The sequence below is a fragment of the Methylobacterium sp. J-067 genome, assembly GCF_022829465.1.
GTDB lineage: Bacteria > Pseudomonadota > Alphaproteobacteria > Rhizobiales > Beijerinckiaceae > Methylobacterium > Methylobacterium litchii.
Genome location: NZ_JAKSXZ010000133.1, coordinates 1 through 19,679 on the forward strand (window position 1 = coordinate 1; position 19,679 = coordinate 19,679).

A 19,679-nucleotide genomic window follows, 5' to 3' on the forward strand; every position below is an offset into this window, starting at 1 on the left:
GGTGGCGAAAAGGGGCTAGCATTTATGGGTACACAGGTAGGGCGGGCTTGCAGGTTAGGGGAAGGGCAGGCTGTGGCGTTGAATAGCCTCACGTTCGCAGCGTAGCGATCAATGAACGCGAACGTTCCCGAGCCCGTGGACGTCTTCACCGGCCTGCACTCGAAAATGTCGGCATTGGAGATCGTGCTGGGCTTCCTGATCGGCCGCTTGTCTGAGGAGATCCCTGAAATGCGGGAGGACGTGAAGCGCGACGTCGCCGTGATCCTCGGCGACCTCCCTATCGATGGTCCGAGCGAAGAACTGATTGCCGCCGAGGTAAAGCGAGCCGCGGACGTGCTGACCAGCGTCTCAATCGGGTGAATACCGCTCAAGATCTATCGGTGAATGGGCAAGCACAAACCTATGAGCACGAGACCAAAAATCACCAAGCATCCTGCGGCGGTCTCGATAGCAGCCCGTCGCTTATTCTCCCCCGTCACAAGGCTCGCGAGGGTGACGCCCAGCAGAAGACAGGCCGCGCTCAGAATGACCATCGCGGGCGCTCTAGCTTCGGATAAGGCCCCTTGTAGGCAAGGCGGTCTTCGAAGCACCCACGCCCGCTCTGATGATGTCGGGGAATTCATAGAGCGAGCGTGAGGGTCGGAAGAAGAGTCCGACGCAAGCAAGCTATTGCTCTGAGGCGACTCAATCTTCGCTTTATGTTGATAATTTTAGGAAAACCGCATGAGTATTTTGCCAAGTCGGACACAAGAAAGTGATCACAACTTTCATTCGGTAGGCCCCTGACATTCACACCCATTCCCATGAAGCCACTGTGCGATCATGGGTTAAAACGTGGGTAGCACTGTGAGCTGTGGAGCTAAGTATGCAATCAGAAAAGATAATTTCTGAAGGATTGGCGGACCCCCTCTCCGCCAGATACCCGTTCCGCCGATCATCGGAGCGGCCGGAAAGCGGGCATAGGCCCGCTCCCCATCCCCATGGCCTACGGTGATCTGTGCACGCCTGTCAGCGTCGCGCGACGAAGCGACGAAGCTTGCCGGGGCCATCCTTCGTGATGGCCTTGCCGTGCCCGAACGCGACGGCCTGGAAGTCGAGCGCCGCGAGCTTGCGTTGGCTGGCCCGCCCTTCCGCCTCGTTCTCGAACGCGATCGGGTCGCTCACACCCAGGATGTTGATGAACGTATCGCCGCCGAGCAGAAGCCGGCCGTCTTGCCACATCAGCGCGACCTGTCCGGCGCAATGACCGGGAACGTGTGTCACGTGCAAGCCACCCAAGATCGGCAGCGTCTCACCGTCAGCGATGTGCTGGTCGATCGGGAACGGCTGCATGCGCTCGTTCTGGTCCCAAACAAGCTTGTACATCAGGGCGTGCACGAGGCCGGGCGCAGGGGCCATCGGTCGGAACGGGCCGCCGCTTTCCGCCAGGGGAGCGTCGGCAGCGTGCATGTAGGTTCGTGCCCCCGTCGCGCGGACGATGGCGGCCGCGCTCCCGATGTGGTCGGGATGCCCATGCGTGAAGACGAGGTGCTTCAGGTCCGAGGGACGCCGACCGAGCTTGCCGATCGCGTCGAAGACGATCTGCTCCTTGCCGGGGAAGCCCGCGTCGATCAGGGCCAGTTCCTCGCCCTGACGGAGCAGGATGGCGTTGCCGTTGCCCAGCGCCAACAGCCAGGCATCCTCGACGATCTGCTGCATATCATCACCTCTGGGTCGTCGTGGCGGGCGGGATGCGCTTCCGCCCGGACCGTGTTACCATTGGCAACATACGCCGAATGTTACCACCGTCAACACTCCACACGAGGTTCTCGTGAACACAGTCGCGTCAGCAGCCCCGTACCACCACGGCGATCTGCGCCGTGCCCTTCTCGACAGCGCCACGGCGATCCTGGCGGAGACGGGGCGGTGGGACTTCTCGCTGCGCGAGGTCGCCCGCCGCGCCGGGGTGAGCCACGCGGCGTCCTACCGGCATTTCACGGATAAGGAGGCGCTGATCGCCGCGGTGGCCCTCACGGGTTGCGAGACGCTGCATACCTGCATGACCGCGGCGATCGATGGGGCCAAGGGGGCGGTCGGGACGCTGCGTGCCATCGGGCAAGCCTACATCGGGTTTGGCGTGGCGAACCCGGCCCTCTACCGGCTGATGTTCGGTCAAGCGCTGCCCAGCATCGAAGGCCTTCCGCCGGCGGTCTTGGCTGTCCTGACCGAGGCACGTGCGGTGTTGCGGGGCGTGATCCTGGCCGGCGCGCGCGCGGGCGCATTCGCGATCGACCCGGAGGATGAGCAGGAGGTCTCGGTGGCGGTCGTCACCGCATGGTCGCTCGTTCACGGGTTCACGCTCCTGACGATCGACCGCGTGGTGGACCGCGAGGTTCGCCCACAGGTGATCGACGCCTTGGCGGCCCGCGTGGCCGACCGCCTGATCATCGGCCTGCTGCCGATACAAGGTCGTCGATAGGATCAAGGCCGGTTCGCCTCTCGGCGGCGACCATCGCTTCGTCGAAGGTTGGGTTTATGGCCTCGCCGATGTCTGGCCCGACCCGATCAAGGGTCGGCGCCGCATCGCCAACTCTGGCTGCTTTCCCGCCGCGACGCTGATCTGGAGCCGGTCGCGGTGGCGACAGCAAGTTCGGTTGCGCCGAGAGCAACGCGAACCTCGTGCCCTCCGGTCTACATCGGCACGTCCACAGGCCCGAGATGGCAAGGCAATCGAACGGCTAAGCGGCGCTAACGCCGCCGGAGCTCTATCGAGACTTGGTGGTCGCTACAACGATTTCTCCTCAATGAAGTGGATTTGATTATCGATACTTCGTTTGTGGTCTGCTCGAACGGTTATATCTAATTCTATAATAAATATCTTACTTGTTAATAATCGTAAACATCTGAGCCAAGATACTCTCGGACAAGTCCGGTGAAGCTATCAACCATATCGGACGACAATCGCTCACATCATTTGAAATATGTAATAATCGGCATTCTTGCCCCTTCCCTGGTTAGTTGACGCAGCTTAGCATTAGTTCGGTGTCGGGGCCGTTTGCTTCCGGCCAGGAGGGGTCCAGTGATGTTCGGCCGGTTCACAACGTCCGCCTGCGCCGTGGGGGCAATCGCACTTGTCACCCTGATGCCTTCGCCGTCCCGTGCACAAAGCGCCGGCGCGATGCTCGGCGGACTCGCCGGGGGCGTTTTGGGCGGCATGATCGCCGGCTCCATGGCGGCCCAAGCGGCTCGGCACCGTCCCGTCGTCGTCTACGCAAGGCCGCGCCGTGAGGTCCGCCGGGTGCCGAGACGGGCTGTGGTGAGAGCGGAGCGTCGGCCCATGCAGCCGGCGGCTGGCCCGACGGGCGCTCAAATCGTCAACGCCTCGGCCGATCCCTTCGCGAACGCGCGCGGCAACGCCACGACAACGGTCAACCGGACGCGCTGACCGTTCTCCCATTCGACGCAAGCTGAGCGCCTCGCATGTCCCGATCGAAGATGGTCCTCGTCGTGTCGGGCTGCATCGGCCTGACAGGCCAGCCAGTCCTGGCATCCCCCGCGCCGCCACAGCTGACCGTGGACAGGACGTTCGGCAAAGTCGCGGGGTGGTCGATCGGGTACAGCGAAAGCCTGGGCGGCTGTCTCGCGGCGGCAAGCTACGGGGATGGGACGACGCTGTGGTTCGGCTTCAACGGCAACCGCAGCTCGTCTTACCTCGCCTTCACGAACGCCAAGTGGCAATCCCTCGAGTCCGGCGGGCAATACGATCTCCGCATGATCGCCGGTCGCCAGAAGTGGCACGGGACCTTCACGGGGTTCGAGCGCGGCGATGCGCACGGACTGTATCAGTCTGGGTTGAAAGAGCGCTTCGTGGCGGATCTGTCCGAAGCCGGCACCATCAAGGTCATCTTTCAGGGCAGGCAGATCGCCGAACTGTCCCTGGTGGGATCCACCGAGGCCTTCGAAGCCGTCATCGGCTGCCAGAAGGATGTGACGGCGGCGGCTGCGAAATCGGAGCCGAACCTCGACAAGCCCCGGAAGCTCGATCCCGGCGTGACCAGCACAGGGACCGGATTCTACGTCTCCGAGCGCGGTCATCTGCTCACGAACAACCATGTGGTGGATGCGTGCACGGAAATCTCCGTGCGGCAGCCCGGCCATACGGCGATGCGCGCGCGGCTGGTGGCCCGTGATGCCGCCAACGATCTCGCCGTGCTTACGACCGATTTTCCGCAGAAGGCGGTGCCGCCCCTCTCGATCCGCGCCCGGCTCGGCGAGAGCGTCTTCATCTACGGTTATCCGCAAAGCAGCGTCCTGGCCTCGACCGGAAACTTCACGATCGGCAGCGTCACGGCGACGGCCGGCTCGGGCGACGACACCCGCAAGATCCAGATCTCGGCACCGGTTCAGCAGGGCAACAGCGGTGGTCCTGCCCTCGATCAGTTCGGGAATGTAATCGGCATCGTGCAATCCAAGCAGGTCGCCTTCGCGTCAGGGGATGTGCCGCAAAACGTGAATTTCGCCATCAAGTCGACGATCGCGCTCAACTTTCTGGAGGCAAACGGGATCGAGGCCCCCATCAACGTGCGGATGGTCGATCCCATGGATGGCGCGGCCATCGCCGAAAAAGCCCGCGAGTTCACGGTTCAGGTCGCCTGCCACTAAATCTCAGGTTATCGCCTGTGAAAGGTTTGTGACTTTGGCGAGCCGTTGTCACGCGCATCGTTGTTCCGGTAAAATGCATCAACTTCGCCGGTGTGGCGACACGGCCACTTGCGAACACAATCGAGACGAACGGCGTCGCATACACGTCGAGGCTGTGGGAAGCCAACCTAAGGATGCAAATGCATTAACGGTGGCGGCTTATCACGGATGAAACAAGGCATTTGAAGTGTCGGCCGTGCTGTTGCGAAGATCAGAAAGTGCAATTCTCACTTCCTTTAAGCCGATTGCCGCTCGTGTCGTATTGATGCTGTTTGTGCTTGTCGGCGACTGCTTTGCATCGGACCACAGCGTGAGCGCCGAAGCCGTACAAGCCTGCGATGGCCTCGCCAGTGCCCCCTGGGATCCGGATGCGCCGGACCGGTCGCGGACAGTCGAGTTCCGCGATTTGCGCGCCGGACCGGCCGCCACGGCATGCCAAGCCGCAATTGCCCAGGCACCGCACCTCCGGCGTCTCTACTTTCAGCTTGGGCGTGCCTACGATCGTCAGGGGGCAAACCAGGACGCCTACCAAGCCTATCGTCGGGCGTCCGACCTCGGCAGCGGCGCGGCCAAGGTCAATATCGGCATCCTGTTCCGCCAGGGACGCCGGTTCGAGAAGAACGATACGAAAGCCCGGTCGTGGTTCCGCGAGGCGGCCGAGGCGGGCATTCCGGAGGGGATGTTCTGTTACGCGACCGCCTTCGACAACGCGATCGGCGGGGCTTCGGACATCGCGGCGGCCAAGCTCTGGTACGGCAAGGCGGCCGAGCGGGGGACGACCAAGGCCCGTGACGCGCTGGTGCGCCTCGAACTGAATGGCGTCGGCACGGGGGCTCGCTGTGATTAGCGTTCGGCTCCGGGCCAGGAACGAGGTTCGGCCATGACGGGTTCGATGCGCTTCGTCGCCAGCCGGACGCTCGCGGGCCTCGATCCTATCCGGATCGACGACAGGATTCTCCTCGAAGACTACGAGCGCCTGCGCCGGCTGGTGCTGACGCGTTGCGGTGCCTCGGTCGCGGATCTGTTCGCCGAGCCCGTCATCTCCCGCAGCAACGGTGCGGCGCCGGCGCGGGTGGATTGGTACACTCATCTCGATGGCCCGATCCGACCGTTGGCCGAGCTCGATCCCGCCGTCGCGGAACCGGCCGCGCAGAGACTCCGCTCCGCCCTCGCGACCCTGGCGCCGCTCCTGCGGGATCGGGAGGCGGGAGCCTTCGCGGCGGCCTGCCTCAACCTCGCTTCGCCGCTGGCCGTGCTCGCGGTTGGAGACGCGCCCCTGCTCGTGGATTGGGGGTTGCTCCCGCAGGGGCTCGCTGCCGATGATCGCGGCCGGGGGCGTCACTTCGCATCGACGCTCGGTGCCTTCGCCCCGGCCGCCATGCCGTCGCCACCGACGAGCCGGGACGATTGGGCGGCGCATGTCGAGCCGCTTCCCGCAGCCGATCCAATCGTGTCGCGCCGGCTTCGCCGCGCGCCGGCGTGGCCCCGGCGTCAGGTCGTCACCGCGCCCGTCGTCGCGACCGCCGTGGCGGGACTTCTGCTTGCGCTGTCCTTCGTGCCAGGGGTCCTGGTTTTCCCGGTGCTGCCGCAGGGTGTGTCGGCCGAGGCCAGGACGTTGCAAACCGCCTGGCTCGATGGCCTCCGCCGACGGCGGGATGCGCTCGTCGCGTCGGAACGCTTCGATTGCCCGCGCCTGCGAACCGAGCTTCCGACGCTCGTCCCGCAAAGCCCGGCGAGCGTGCGCCTGCCCACCGATCCGGCCGCGCCGCCGCAGGCGAGGACGGGCCTGGAGGCTCCGGCGGCGCAGGCAGGCCCGGGGGCGCAACCCGCCGATGGTCTCACCGACCGTCTCGAACGTGGCACGGTCCTCATTCTGGCCGGCAACGCGACCGGCTCCGGGTTCTTCGTGGCGGACGATCTCGTCGTGACCAACCGCCACGTCGTCGAGGGGGCTCCATCGCTCCTGATCGCCGGACGGCACGCGGGCCTCGTCCCGGCGACGCTGGTGCGGGTCGGCGACGAGGGAACGCTGACGGATTTCGCGCTGCTTCGCCTGCCCTCGCAGTCGGGCGGACGCGCTCTGTCCGTCGCGCCACCCGGAAGGCCGCTGACCCCGGTGGTGGCCTCGGGCTTCCCAGGGCTGCATCTCGGCACGGACCCGATCTTCGCACGACTTCGCGAAGGCGATGCCGGCGCCAGCCGCGATCTCGTTCCGGTGCTCCAGTCCGGGGTAGTGAACCATCTGCAGCGATACGAAGCCGAGGCCGTCACCCTCGTTCTCCATTCGGCCGAGATCGCCCCCGGCAACAGCGGCGGGCCTCTGGTCGATTATTGCGGCCGCGTGGTCGGCGTGAACACGTTCGGCCGCACCGATGAGCAGATGCCCGTGACGGCGCGATACGCTCTCGGATCGGACGGGCTCCTGGCCTTCCTAACGAAGGCCGGCATCGCCATCACGCCCGATGCACGGGCCTGCGACCTCCAGGCGTCGCCGCGCGTGGCCGCCGCCGCGCCGGCCGAGCCTGCTGCGCCGACAGGGCAAGCCGCGCCGCGTACACCCGCCCGGCCGCCCGCCGTGCCGCCGTCTGCTCGCTGAGGGGTTGCACGATGTCCGCGACCACGAAGCTCACCGAGACGCCGCGCCAGGGGCTTACACCCGTCAACCCGAAGCTCGGCCAGCAATACGAGCAACTGACCGATCTGCTCGCGCGCCGACTCAGCCCGGCCCATGCGGGGCTCTTTGCGGAACCGGTGCCGATCGCCGTGGCCGGGACCGGGCGGCCGGGCTTCGCGTGGTTCTCGGCCTTCGAGGGCGATGTCCGTCGGGTGACGGAGCTCGATCCGCAAGCCGCCGGCACCTTGCGGGCCGGCGCGGCGAAGCTGGAAGCCGAGATCGCCGCGTTCGCCGACGGCCTGGAGCGGGAGGGCGATGCATCTCGCGATCTTTCGCGGCTTCTGCGCGATGCGCTCATCGTTCCCGATGCCGATCATCTGTGGTCCGTCGACGGACATCCGGTCTTCGTGGCCTGGGGCTATCGACTGGCCGGATCGGAGGGGCCCGTCGTGGCGCGCGGGGCCGCCATCACGGCCAGTGCGGCATCGGCCAGCGCCGGAGGGCCGTCGGCGGAGCCGGCCTCCGGTCCGACGGCGACCATGGCGGCCACCCCTGTTCGGGTCGAGCCGAGACCGCTCAACGCACGGCGGCGCTGGCTCGGTCCCGTCCTGTGGCTGGTGTTCGTCCTGCTGACGGGTGTCCTCGCGGACCGGCTGCTGCGCGCGTGCGCCCTGGGCGATGAAACCTGGCCGTCCTGGATCCGGGCGGTCCTGCCACAACACTGCCCCGTCCCGTCTGTCGAACTCGACCCGGACGGCGGCGCGATCCTCGCCGCGATCCGCACGACCGACGAGGCGGTGCGGGGCGCCGAACTCGCGGTGACACGCCGGGCGCTGACCTGCGACGCGGCCTGCCCGGTCCCGCCGCGGCGGGCGGCCGTCGAGCCACCTCGGGTGATCCCGCCCGATCTCGAACGGCGGCTGACCGGGATCGAACGCGGCCAGGGTCTTGAACTGACCCTGGCCTGGGAAGGCGCGGCCGATCTCGATCTCTACGTCGTGTGCCCCGACCGCTCGCGCATCACCTTCGACCACCGCGCTTCGTGCGGCGGACGCCTCGTGGCCGACCAGAACGAGAATGGCGGGACCGGCGCCAGCCGTCCCGTCGAGCATGTGATCTGGGACAGCGCCCCCGCGCCGGAAGGGCGCTACGGGGTCCAGGTCGGACTGTTTCGGCGCCACGGCGAGACGCGGGCGGACGTACCCTTTCAGGTGATCCTGTCGCGGCACGGCGAAATCGTGGCGCAACGGGACGCCAAGATCGGCGCGGAGCGGACGATGCAAACCGTCATGACCTTCGATCTGCCGATGCCGGACGCGGCACAGGCGCCCGCCGGGGCCTCCGCCGTGCCCTGATCGCCTGCGCCGCCGCCGCTCCTCCCGCACACGTCACACGAGATACGCCCCGAGCGATGTACGTCGAACCCGTCACCTTCGGCCCCACGATCCGGCTCGTGCCTCACAGCGGCGTGCAGTTCGTGGAATATGCCTTCCACATCGATACGGTCGGGCGCCTGTCCCGCCGCTTCATCGAACGCGAGGTCGTGGGGGCGACCCAGGCGGACGGGCGGCGGACCTATCGCCTGCTCCCCGCCTGGAACGAAGAGGACCCCGGTGCGGACCCGGTGGAGAGCGCGAAGGGCGAGGATCGTGAGTATGCGGTCGGCGAGAGGGGGGCGCTCGAAGTCTTTCTCGAGAAGTGGACGCCGGTCCCGATGCTGCGGGTCAAGTCCGGGATCGACGGTGGCGAGGAACTCGACCTCGGGCCGACCAACTGGGCGCGGGTCCGCATCGTCGAGGTCGCCGACAGGGCGCCCGACAGCCCGATCAGCCACCGGGTGATCTTCGCCTTCGACACCGAGCTGCTGGAGCGGCGCAACAACCGACCCTATACGGCCCCCAGCCTGGAAGACGCGGCCAACGAGCACGAATTCCGCTTCGCCTTCCGCTTCCGCGACATCGGCTGGTTTCTCGGCGCCGCCGGGGAGGATGAGGAGACGAAGCGCCTCGCCGGCTTCCAGGAATGGGTGCCGTCCTGGCTCCTGGAGCAGTTCCGCGAGTTCAAGGCCGCGCAGCGCCCCGATCGCCCCCTGCGCGAGACGGACTTTCCGAACGCGCTGGAGCATTACGCCCGCTATCTGGTCTTCCTCGAATACCTGCAGATGGCCGTCCGGCCCCGGACCCTGAGGCTCACAGATACGGTGACGGCCCAGCCGGCGATCCGGCCCGTCACCGTCGACCTCATCCTCGACATCGGCAACAGCCGCACCTGCGGGATCCTAATCGAGTCCCATCCCAACGAGGACCGGGTCGATCTCAACAATTCCTTCGTGCTGCAATTGCGCGATCTGTCGGAGCCGGAGCAGATCTACACGGAGCCGTTCGAAAGCCACGTCGAACTCTCGCACGCCAAGTTTGGGCGGGACCACCTGTCCCGTCTGTCGGCGCGCCCGCGCGCGTTCTTCTGGCCGAGCCCCGTCCGTGTCGGGCCCGAGGCCAGCCGGTTCCGCGAACTCGCTCAAGGGACGGAGGCGATCGGCGGCCTGTCGAGCCCCAAGCGCTACCTCTGCGATGTGCGCCCCGTGAACCAGGAGTGGCGCTTCCCCGACCGCGACTACAGTGCCGACGGGACGAGCCCGCTCATCGACCGCACGATCCGGCAATACGTGAACAGCCGCGGCGACGTCATCGCGCAGCTCGACGCCGACAAGAAGCGCTACGGGATCCGGGTGGGGGCCGACGACCGGATCGGTGCCTCACGCCTGACCTTCTCGCGGTCGTCCTTCTTCACCTTCATGGTGGCGGAGATCGTCTGCCACGCCCTCTCGACCATCAACAACGCCGGGGTCCGGGAGCGGCGGCGCACCAAGGACGCCCCGCGGAAGCTGCGGCGCATCATCCTGACGCTCCCGCCCGCGATGCCGGTGCAGGAACAGCGCCTGCTCCGCTCCCGCGCGGAGGGAGCGGTGAAGCTGATCTGGCAATTGATGGGGTGGGCCGACAACCCGCCTCCCGGATTGACCCAGCCGGAGGTCCACGTCGCGTGGGATGAGGCGAGCTGCGTGCAGTTCGTCTACCTCTACGGCGAGATCACCCAGAAGCTCGGCGGCGCGGTGGAGGGGTTCCTGCGCCTCGTCGGCCGCCCGAGGCCCTTCGCCGAGCCGGATGCCCCGCCTGCGCCCACGGCGCAGCCCGAACCTTCGGTGCGCATCGCCAGCATCGATGTCGGCGGCGGCACGACCGACCTGATGATCACGACCTACTATGCGGAGGGGAATCGGGCGATCAAACCCGTCCAGAACTTCCGCGAGGGGTTCCGGATCGCCGGCGACGACATCCTTAAGCGGGTGATCGAACGCCTCGTCCTGCCCACTCTCGAAGGTGCCCTCCGGGCCGCCGGGCATCCCGACCCGCACGCGCTCCTGCTCGAACGCTTCGGCGGCGACCGGGCCAACATGGCGGAGCAGGAAAAGCACCTGCGCCGCCAGTTCGTATCCCGCGTGCTGGAGCCGATCGGCCTGCGGATCCTCGGCGACGTCGAAGCCGGGGCCGAGATCGTCGCGCGACCCTTCGAGGAGTTCTTCCCCGAGCGCGGCGGCCGGATCGTTCGCCGGGCCCTGCCGCAGCAACGCCTGCTCGATTTCCTGGAAGTGCCCGCCAGGGCCGGCGGCGCGGCCGGCTTCTCCCTGACCGATTGTCTCTTCGAAAGCCGCGCCGACGTGGTCGCGGACTGCGTGGTGTCGACCCTCGATCTCGTCCTCGACAATTTGTGCGAGGCCGTTCACGCCCTCGACGTCGATGTCGTGTTGCTGTCAGGCCGGCCGTCGCGGCTCCAGGCGTTCGTCGATCTCCTCGTCGACAAGCTCTCCGTCTCGCCCGACCGCATCGTGCCGCTGCACGAGTATCAGGCCGGGACGTGGTACCCGTTCCGCGAGCGGGACAACCGCCGCATCGGCGATCCCAAGACGACGACGGCGGTGGGCGGCATGCTGTGCGCCCTGGCCGAGGGCCAGCTTACCAACTTCACCCTGTTCACGCATCGCCTCGCCCTGCGCTCCACCGCCCGCTACATCGGCGAACTGGAGCTCAGCGGCCAATTGCGCGACGCGGGCCTCTGCTTCCGCGACATCGATCTCGATGCCCCCGTGCCGGGGCGGAAGGGGCCCGCCAAAGGGCCGGAGATGGATGCCAAGCTGCGCTATTACGCGCCGATGCGCCTGGGCTACCGGCAATTGCCGGTCGAGCGCTGGATCGCGACGCCCCTCTATCGGCTGAGGCTGCGTGCCGGAGAAGAGGCGGCACGCATGAAGCTCCCGCTCGAGATCACGCTCGAACGCTGCGGCGACGGTCGCCCCGATGATGAAGGGGCCGACGCCCTCCTGCGCTCGGAATCGATGAAGGAAGAATTCAAGATCTGCGACGCCTATGACGCGGACGGTCTCGATGTTGCGCGCAAAATCGAGCTGGTGCTCGATACTTTAAGCTCGGAGCACGGATACTGGTTGGATACCGGTATCCTCGCCCTGGATTGAGAATGCCCATGTCAATCGATCATCTGGCACAGGATTGCAGGGCGACGGGCCGCCTCGCCGAGGAGGCCGAACGCTGGCTCGGCGACGAGGCGAACGCCGCCACCGTCGGGCGCGAGCGCGCGGACCTCGTCCGGTATGTCCGCAAGGCCGCCCACCGGGCCGAACGCCTCGCCCGCGCGGCGGGACGGCCGATGTGCGCCGGCGTGTTCGGGCCGAGCCAAGCGGGCAAATCCTATCTGGTCGAGGTTCTGGCGCGCCCGGAGGACGGGGCCCTGCGCGCGCGCTTCCCTGGCCACGACCCGGTGGATTTCCTGGCCGAGATCAACCCGATCGGCGAGAAGGAGGCGACGGGGTTGGTGACGCGCTTCACCGCCGCGACCGCCGGAGGGACCCCGCCCGGCGCGCCGGTACGCCTGCGCGTCCTGAGCGAGATCGATCTCGTGAAGATCCTCGCCAACACCTTCCTACATGACGGCGACGCCGCCAAGGAGACATTGCCCGAGCCGGAGGCGATCACCGCCCTCGTCACGGCATTGAAGGCGCAAGCCCGCCCCGGCGCGTCGCGGATCGGCGACGTCGAGATCGACGACCTCCAGGACTATGTGCGTGAGCAGGCGCGCGGCACACGCCCCCTCGAGGTGTTCGCCCGCTATTGGGACGAGGCGCGCAGCCTCGCTGGCGGTCTCGATCTCGAACGACGCGCGCAGCTGTTCGCGCCGCTCTGGGGCGGCCATGCCGCCTTCGGCGTCCTCTACCGCCAACTCGCCGACGCGCTCGAGCGATTGGGGCATCCCGAGGAGATCTTCGCGCCGCTGAGCGCGCTCGTGCCCCGCGAGGGCAGCATCCTCGACGTGGCGACCCTGTCGGGCCTCGGCGCCTCCGCCGCGGGGGACACACTCACCGTCCACGGGGCGAACGGAGCGATCGTCACCCTGCCGCGCGCGGCCGTCGCCGCGATCACCGCCGAGCTGCGCATCGAGATCGCGGACGAGCCCCGCGCCTTCCTGAAGGAGGCGGACCTCCTCGATTTTCCCGGTGCCCGCAGCCGCCAGAAGGTCGACCTGTCCCACTTCCTGACCGCCCACCCCGATGCCCTCAAGGAGACCTTCCTGCGCGGCAAGGTGGCCTACCTGTTCGACCGCTACGTGGCCGAGCAGGAATTGACGGCGATGATGCTGTGCGTCCGCCCCTCGAACCAGGAGGTCGTGACGCTGCCGGACCTCGTGGACCGCTGGATCGCCCTGACGCACGGGGCCACACCGGAGGCCCGCGCCTCCCTCCCGAACCTGCTTTTCCTCGTCCTGACGTGGTTCGACAGCCACTTCGTCGACAAGGCGGGGGATGCGGGCCAGGACGCCGGTCTCCGCTTCCGCAACCGGCTCGAGGCGTCGCTGCTGGGCTTCTTCGGAAAGGCTCATACGTGGCCGCGGCAATGGACGCCGGGCACGCCGTTCCGCAACACGTACTGGTTCCGCAACCCGAACTACCCGGCCGAGTCGGTGATCCGCTACGACGGCCGCCGCGAGGTCGCGTTCCTGCCCGAGAAGCAGGATCGGATCGCCGAACTGAAGGCCGGCTTCGCCGCGCTGCCGGAGGCGACCGCCCACTTCGCCGAGCCGGACCGCGCTTTCGATGAGGCGCTGCGTCTCAACGACGGCGGCGTCAGCTACCTCGTCGAGAACCTGTCGCGGGTCTGCCGGCCCGCCCTGAAGGCGCAGCAGATCGCCGCCCGCCTCGATGCGCTTCGGGCGGAAATGCGCGAGCGTCTGGCCCGCTTCCATGTCGCCCTCGACATCGAGACCCGGCTCGCGGAACGGCGGGAATCCGCCGGATTGGTCTTCGATGCGCTCGATGCGGTCGTCGCGGCGGGGCAGCTCGGCTCCCTGTTGCGGTCCCTCACCGTCGATGTCGGGGCCCTCACCGTGTCCTTGCATGGTGCCGAGAGCGCTACCCCGGCGAACGCGGCTCCGGCGGCCGCACCGCGGATCGCCCGCCCCGGCGCGATTTCTCGCCCCGGCGGCATGCCGGGAGCCCGAAGCGAAGCGCCGGCGGCCAGCACCGACCGGGAGCACGCCCTGGCACGGGCGGCCGTCGCGGCCTGGATCGGCTTCCTGCGGCGCACGATCGAGGACGAAGGCTTCGCCCGTCGCTTCGGCGTTCCGCTGACGGTCATGGAGGTCGTCGTCGGCGAGCTGATCGCCCTCGCCCGGAGGGCCGACATTGAAGGGGCGATCGCGGCCGACCTGCGCGCCCTGGCGACCATCGAGCGGGCCGAACAATCGACGGTCAAGCTTGCCCTGATCGCGGCGACCCGTCTCAACCGGCTGGCCGGGAGCCTGGGCTTCACCCTCGTCCCCCCGGCCGGCGAACGGCCGTCCATCCAGGATGAGGCGGGAGACAGGCTCGCCTTCGCTCCCCGTGGGATCGCCTTCGACGCCCGCAGCATCACGCAGGCACCCGCCCCCTTCGCGCACACCTACGCGACGGACTGGTTCCACGGCTTCTACCGGGTGGTGGAAGACAACGCGAAAAGCGCCTCCGGCGTCACGATCGACCTCGCGCAGAACGCACGGATCGGCGCGATCCTCGCCGGTCTCCAAGCACGGGCCGCCTGAACCGGCCGGTCCCAACGGAAACGTCTGACATGACCATCCGCATCACCGAGGATGAGGGCGAGAGCGGCGGCTACGCGTTCATCGACCTCGGGCGTCCGCTCCGCTCCCCGCTGCTGTCCTTCCGCCGTCAGGACACCGAGCCGCGCCATCTCGGCGCCGAAGGCTGGCAGCCGGAGGTGGCGTGGCTGGCGCCGCTGGCCGTGACGGAGCGGGACGGTGGGGCGGTGGCCCGCTTCGGCCCCGCCGTCATCGACCGCATCGAAGAACTGGTTCCGATCGAGATCGTCGCACAGGACGGCACCTCCTTCGGAGTCGTGTCGTGGCCCTACATCTCTCCCGCCCCTGCCGGCCCCGGTATTCTCGCCGGCCTGCCGAACACGCCCGCGACCCCGCCCCACATCGATGTGAAGGGCGCGGGCGATGCTGCCACCGCGAGGGAAGATACGGGTCCGTCGGAGGACGTCGCGGCCCCGGACGTGCCACTGGCCGAACCGACGCCTCCGCAGGGCAAGCGCCGAGGTCTGCCCTTCCTCGCGCTTCTCCTGCTCGCGTGTCTCGCGATTGGGACCGGCGCGCTCATCCTCTACCGCGATGCGCTCTGGGTCATGGTGGCCCGGAACGACGCCCCGGCCCCCGCGCCGCCTCCGCCCACGACGACGGAACCTCCGCGCCTGACGGCCGCCGAGCTCCACCAGCGCTTCTCGCGGCTTGTCCAGGAGCGGGCGACGCCCGGCGCTTTCATCGCGCTCGGCGAGACGGCCCTGTCATCCCGGCAGGGAGGCGCCGCCTTCCGCGCCTTCGAAGAGGCGGATCCCGTCACCAATGCCGATGCGGCATGGCAGCTCGCCCGCTTCTACGACCCTGGAAACGACGAGGCGACCTATCGCGAGGCGGCTCGGCCCGACCTCGTCCGTGCCGCCTACTACTACGCCCTCTGGCGCAACCGCTCATCCCGCCACACCGACGCGCTCCGTGGCCTGTGCGACGCCAACGCCGCCAACGACCGCCTGCGGGCGATCTGCCGTTCATGACGAACCCCGTGCCCGCTCCCATGTCCGCCAGATCACTCGTCGCACCGTCGCCCTCATTGGCCGTGATGGGGCGCGCCCGCCGCGTTTTCGCGGCTGCAGCCCTCGTCTTTCTGGGGGCCGTGGAGGGGCAGGCCGCCTCGCCGGGCCTGGCGGTTCAATCTGCCACCGCCCGCAGCAGTGCCGCGACGGGGCCGCGCATCGCCCTGCTCGTCGTTCCACAGCCGGCCTCCGCCGGAGGCCGCGCGGCCACGGCCCATGCCGACGAGGAGGCCTATCGCAAGCGACTGAGAGACATCGGCTTCGACGTCTGGACCTTCGGTCCTGCGGACCGTCCGCAACTGGAGCGCGGTCTGCGCGAAGCGGCCGGACGCTTGCCGGAGGAGGCGCAGGTGGCCGTCTTCGTCCTCGGTCCGACCGTCGGCGGCGTGGACGACATCCATCTGATTCCGCAGGACGCTCCATCCGATATCGGTCAGCGGCCGACCATGCTCGACAGCGAGGGCGTCCGGCTCAGCGACGTGATGCGTCGCATCGCCCAGCGCAGGCCGCGCGATCTCGTGGCAGTCATCGATGAGTGTCAGGCGGCTTCCGGCGCTCGCTGTGATTTCGATGCCGCGGCGGGCAACTCGGGCGCGAGCCTGATCGGCAGTGAACGGGCCCCCCGGCGCACGGCCTCCCCCGCGCCGCTCGCCGGGCGCGCCTCGCTGCGCGATCCGATGCTCACGGCGATGGCGCAGGAGGGCGAAACCTTCCTGCAGTCTTACGAGACCTTGAAGCGGGGTCTCGCCGGCAGTGACTTGGAGCCCCGTGCGAGTGGCGCGCTGACGACATCGTTCGCTTTCATCCCGCAAGGTTTCTTCGGCGGGCTGCGCAGCGACTGCAACAAGATCGATCCCAATGCGGAGCCGGTCTCCCTCCGCGGCGTGAACCTCGAACCAGCGATCAAGGCCTGTGAGGCGGGAACCGCGACCTATCCCTTCGCAAGGCCGTTTCAGGACAGGCTCCAGGCCGGGCGAGAGCAGCGGGCCTACCAGCGGGCGGTTGCGTCTTGCGACGATCCGACCAGCACCGCGAGCTACACCACGGCCTACCCGGCGGGGCGGTTCCGATCCCTCGTGGAAACGTTCGCCCTCGAATGCGGCCGCAACCGGGACCGCCAGGACGAGGCGCGGCGACAGCAGGAGGACGAGGCCCGTCGACGGCAGGAGGACGCCCGGCGGCGGCAGGAGGAGATGGATCGGCAATGGGCGGAAGCCCGCCGCCAGCGGGAGGCGGACGAGCAGCGCCAAGCCGATGAGGCGCGGCGTCAACGGGAGTTGCAGCAGCGCACGACGGTCGGCAGCGCCTCCGGCTGGACCCTGACCTACTCGACCGATCTTCTCGACATCTCCCGGCTTGCCAACGATCAGTACGATCCGCAGAAGCAGACCTACACGACCATCTGGCATTCGCGGCAGCATGGCGAGCAAGTCGTCATGTATGTTCAGGTCAGCCCCAACGAACGCTGCGGCAGCGCGCAGCAATTCATCGCCGAGCAGATCCGTCCAAGGCGAAATCAGATCTCCCGCGCGCAGGAAGTGACGTCTTCGCCCGTCCGCACCGGCTACGTGCTCGAAGGCCGGGGGACGGCCGTCTCGCAGGGCACCTTCGATGACCGAAGCTTCTACGATTTCGCGACGATCCGGCGCGACGACCGGAGCACGATCGTCAACGTCGGTGGCCGCTTCCCGGCGGAATTCAGTGATATGTACCGAGCTGAGCTTCTTCGGATGATGAACTCGATGCAGCTGCCGGGCCGGGACATCTTCAACAACCGCTGCGGCTAAAAATCCAGGACTGCAACGAGGGGCCGGGAGAATGGGGCTTGAGATGCGCGCGATCGTCCTGGTGCTCGCCGTCGCTCTTGGCGGCTCTCTGCCAGCGGCCCTGATCCTAGACACGAACGCGCGCGCGGATGCGGCCCAAGATTGCCGAACCGGAAGCCCCGAACTTCGCTTCGGGGGATGCAGCCGCCTGTTGCAGGAGGCCCGAACGCCCCGGCAGCGGGCCATCGCGCTCGACGGCCGTTGCTGGGCCAATAACGAGCGGAGTGCGTTTGCCGAAGCGTTGATGGACTGCAATTCCGCTATCGCGGCCGATGCGCAATACCCATATAGCTTTCACAATCGTGGCATTGCCTATGCTGGCCTGAACAATCCTTCCGCGGCTCTCAACGATTTCAACAGGGCCATCGCGATGCGCCCGAATTTCTCTAACACTCTGCTCAATCGGGCCAAGGTTTATCTGTCTCTCGGAAATACAGCCGCAGCTATCCGCGATTACGAGGATGTTTTGCGCCTGAAGCCGGACAACGAAGAGGCGCGATCGGCGCTCGCCACGCTCCGTGGGGCAACACCGCCACAGATGGGGCCTAGCGCTGCCAACTCGCTGTGTGGGGCTCCCGGCTGCAATTGACGGCAGTCTGATGCGAGCCAACGTTCAGGGTCGCCTGACGGGAGAGCTGGAAGGCCGTTCAGGCCAAGGGCGAAGGTCCCTGTGGGAGCGCAATCGTCGAGGTCGCTTCGGCAATCTGCTCCGGACCGCCCTTCGGCGGCCAGACACCGGCTCCATAGGCGCGCGAGCGTAACTCGGCCCGTTCCTTCAAGCTCGTAAAGGCCCACACGTGTGTGATTCGCGGCGCTCCATCGAGGGCATACATGTTGGCGACGAGATGCTCGGTATACTCGCGGGCGGGTGCGATAGCGGCTTCCCAGCCTGCGAGCGTTGGCGGAAGCCCACCGGGCTTCAGGTGGTAGGTCCGGAACTCGTACACCCCGCCCCGGTCCCCGGTCCGGATCGGCGGCAGGAAGGGAAACGGCGCGTAGCTGTCCATGTCCAGCGCCGTCACCACGCTTCCTGCATTGAAGGGATTATCGCTCAAGAGCGCACGGCGACGCTCGGCCGTCATATCCTCTGGTGCCTCGAACCCACGCAGGACGATCAGGCGTCCGAGCGTTCCGATCTCCGTCCGCCAGCAGCCAAACAGTTCACCCTTGGCCTCCGCGTCGTTCACCCAGTCATAAACACCCTCGGCTGCTCGACCGACCGCAAGCAGCGGGCACGAAATGGTCGCGAGTTCGTAGAGCATTTGGACCTCGGCGTCGTGCCTTCGAAGCGAGAGAGCATTGCTCGTTTCCCTGGGCCCGGTCCATCCATTGCCGCGCCCACGTGATTCGCGCACGCGGCGCGTTACCGCAGCGCTCATCCATGGCGCGCCCGACTTGATGGAGACCACCATGCTCGGACCGGATCCGTTCCTGTCAGGCTTCGAACTGCACGACGTCGAGACTGGCGCCGTCCGCATCCGCGCCTCGGTCGGCGGTTCGGGTCCGCCGCTGCTGTTGCTTCACGGCCATCCGCAGACCCACGCGACCTGGCAGGCGGTCGCGCCGCGCCTCGCCACGAACTTTCGCGTCGTGGCGATGGACCTGCGCGGCTACGGCGACTCCGATAAGCCCGAGGGCGGAGCGCGCCACGCCAACTACTCCAAGCGCGCCATGGCTGCCGATGCGGTCGCGGTGATGGCCCGGCTGGGCTATGAGCGCTTCGCTCTTGTCGGCCACGACCGCGGCGGGCGCGTTGGCCACCGCCTCGCCCTTGATCACCCGCAGGCGGTGACACGGCTCGCGCTGTTCGATATCGCGCCGACCGCCACGATGTATGCACGGACCGACAAGGATTTCGCCACCCGCTATTTCTGGTGGTTCTTCCTGATCCAGCCCGCTCCGCTGCCGGAGCGCCTCATCGCAGCCGACCCCGAGTTCTTTCTTCGGACGCATGTGGACGGGCAGTCGAAGACCCCGGGCTCGCCGAGCTCCGCACTGTTCGCGGAGTATCTGCGCGTCTACCGCGATCCGGCAACTCGCCACGCGATCTGCGAGGATTACCGGGCGGCGGCAACGATCGACCTGGAGCACGACGCGGCCGATGCCGAGACGCGCATCGCCGTGCCGGTGCTGGCGCTCTGGGGCGCAAAGGGCACGGTCGGGCAGACCTACGATGTCCTGGAGACATGGCGCGAGAAGGCCGCCGACGTTTCGGGGCGAGCGCTCGATTGCGGCCACACGCTGCAAGAAGAGCGCCCAGACGACGTCCTGGCCGAACTGACCCAGTTCCTTCGCTGAGGATGCTCCTGAGATAAGGGGGTACCTCTGCGGACGTGGGATCAG

15 protein-coding genes are annotated in these 19,679 nt (G+C 67.5%); 13 read left to right on the forward strand and 2 right to left on the reverse strand.

The window, feature by feature from the left end; translation table 11 throughout:
• The first annotated feature begins 135 nt into the window (after positions 1-135).
• Positions 136-360 (forward strand): hypothetical protein, encoded by a 225-nt coding sequence (locus tag MKK52_RS19145; protein ID WP_243956482.1) that lies wholly within the window; start codon positions 136-138, stop codon positions 358-360.
• A 648-nt stretch (positions 361-1,008) separates the two neighbouring features.
• Here the strand turns inward: MKK52_RS19145 and MKK52_RS19150 are convergent.
• On the reverse strand, positions 1,009-1,698 hold the full coding sequence (locus MKK52_RS19150; RefSeq protein WP_243956484.1) for an MBL fold metallo-hydrolase: 690 nt from the start codon (positions 1,696-1,698) through the stop codon (positions 1,009-1,011).
• Between the two features lie 112 nt (positions 1,699-1,810).
• On the opposite strand from MKK52_RS19150, the gene MKK52_RS19155 reads away from it, so the two are divergent.
• The 11 genes from MKK52_RS19155 (at position 1,811) to MKK52_RS19205 (ending at position 17,925) form a co-directional block, all read left to right on the forward strand.
• Positions 1,811-2,458, forward strand: coding sequence for a TetR/AcrR family transcriptional regulator (locus MKK52_RS19155; protein WP_243956486.1), 648 nt, complete (start codon positions 1,811-1,813; stop codon positions 2,456-2,458).
• 603 nt (positions 2,459-3,061) lie between these two features.
• Positions 3,062-3,424, forward strand: coding sequence for a hypothetical protein (locus MKK52_RS19160; protein ID WP_243956488.1), 363 nt, complete (start codon positions 3,062-3,064; stop codon positions 3,422-3,424).
• Positions 3,425-3,474: 50 nt separating this feature from the next.
• Positions 3,475-4,641 carry a serine protease gene (locus MKK52_RS19165; RefSeq protein WP_243956490.1) on the forward strand — a complete coding sequence of 389 codons (1,167 nt, stop codon included), beginning with the start codon at positions 3,475-3,477 and terminating at the stop codon, positions 4,639-4,641.
• A 226-nt stretch (positions 4,642-4,867) separates the two neighbouring features.
• On the forward strand, positions 4,868-5,527 hold the full coding sequence (locus tag MKK52_RS19170) for a tetratricopeptide repeat protein (RefSeq protein WP_243956492.1): 660 nt from the start codon (positions 4,868-4,870) through the stop codon (positions 5,525-5,527).
• A 33-nt stretch (positions 5,528-5,560) separates the two neighbouring features.
• Complete coding sequence (locus tag MKK52_RS19175) at positions 5,561-7,276, forward strand: trypsin-like peptidase domain-containing protein (RefSeq protein WP_243956494.1); 1,716 nt, start codon at positions 5,561-5,563, stop codon at positions 7,274-7,276.
• A gap of 11 nt (positions 7,277-7,287) precedes the next feature.
• The gene (locus MKK52_RS19180) at positions 7,288-8,649 is read left to right on the forward strand and encodes a hypothetical protein (protein WP_243956496.1); all 1,362 of its coding nucleotides are present in this window, start codon (positions 7,288-7,290) and stop codon (positions 8,647-8,649) included.
• Positions 8,650-8,705: 56 nt separating this feature from the next.
• Positions 8,706-11,825, forward strand: a complete 3,120-nt coding sequence (locus MKK52_RS19185; protein ID WP_243956499.1) for a virulence factor SrfB — start codon at positions 8,706-8,708, stop codon at positions 11,823-11,825.
• Positions 11,826-11,833: 8 nt separating this feature from the next.
• Positions 11,834-14,440 (forward strand): virulence factor SrfC family protein, encoded by a 2,607-nt coding sequence (locus MKK52_RS19190; RefSeq protein ID WP_243956501.1) that lies wholly within the window; start codon positions 11,834-11,836, stop codon positions 14,438-14,440.
• Positions 14,441-14,469: 29 nt separating this feature from the next.
• A complete protein-coding gene (locus MKK52_RS19195) occupies positions 14,470-15,471 on the forward strand; it encodes a hypothetical protein (protein WP_243956503.1) in 1,002 nt (333 codons plus the stop codon).
• Positions 15,468-17,297 carry a hypothetical protein gene (locus MKK52_RS19200; protein ID WP_243956505.1) on the forward strand — a complete coding sequence of 610 codons (1,830 nt, stop codon included), beginning with the start codon at positions 15,468-15,470 and terminating at the stop codon, positions 17,295-17,297. Before MKK52_RS19195 ends, MKK52_RS19200 begins: the two co-directional genes overlap by 4 nt.
• A gap of 43 nt (positions 17,298-17,340) precedes the next feature.
• Positions 17,341-17,925 (forward strand): tetratricopeptide repeat protein, encoded by a 585-nt coding sequence (locus MKK52_RS19205; protein ID WP_243956507.1) that lies wholly within the window; start codon positions 17,341-17,343, stop codon positions 17,923-17,925.
• 58 nt (positions 17,926-17,983) lie between these two features.
• On the opposite strand, the gene MKK52_RS19210 is transcribed toward MKK52_RS19205, so the two are convergent.
• Positions 17,984-18,598, reverse strand: a complete 615-nt coding sequence (locus tag MKK52_RS19210; RefSeq protein WP_243956509.1) for an NIPSNAP family protein — start codon at positions 18,596-18,598, stop codon at positions 17,984-17,986.
• A gap of 148 nt (positions 18,599-18,746) precedes the next feature.
• On the opposite strand from MKK52_RS19210, the gene MKK52_RS19215 reads away from it, so the two are divergent.
• Positions 18,747-19,634, forward strand: coding sequence for an alpha/beta fold hydrolase (locus MKK52_RS19215; protein ID WP_243956711.1), 888 nt, complete (start codon positions 18,747-18,749; stop codon positions 19,632-19,634).
• The last annotated feature ends 45 nt before the right edge of the window (positions 19,635-19,679 follow it).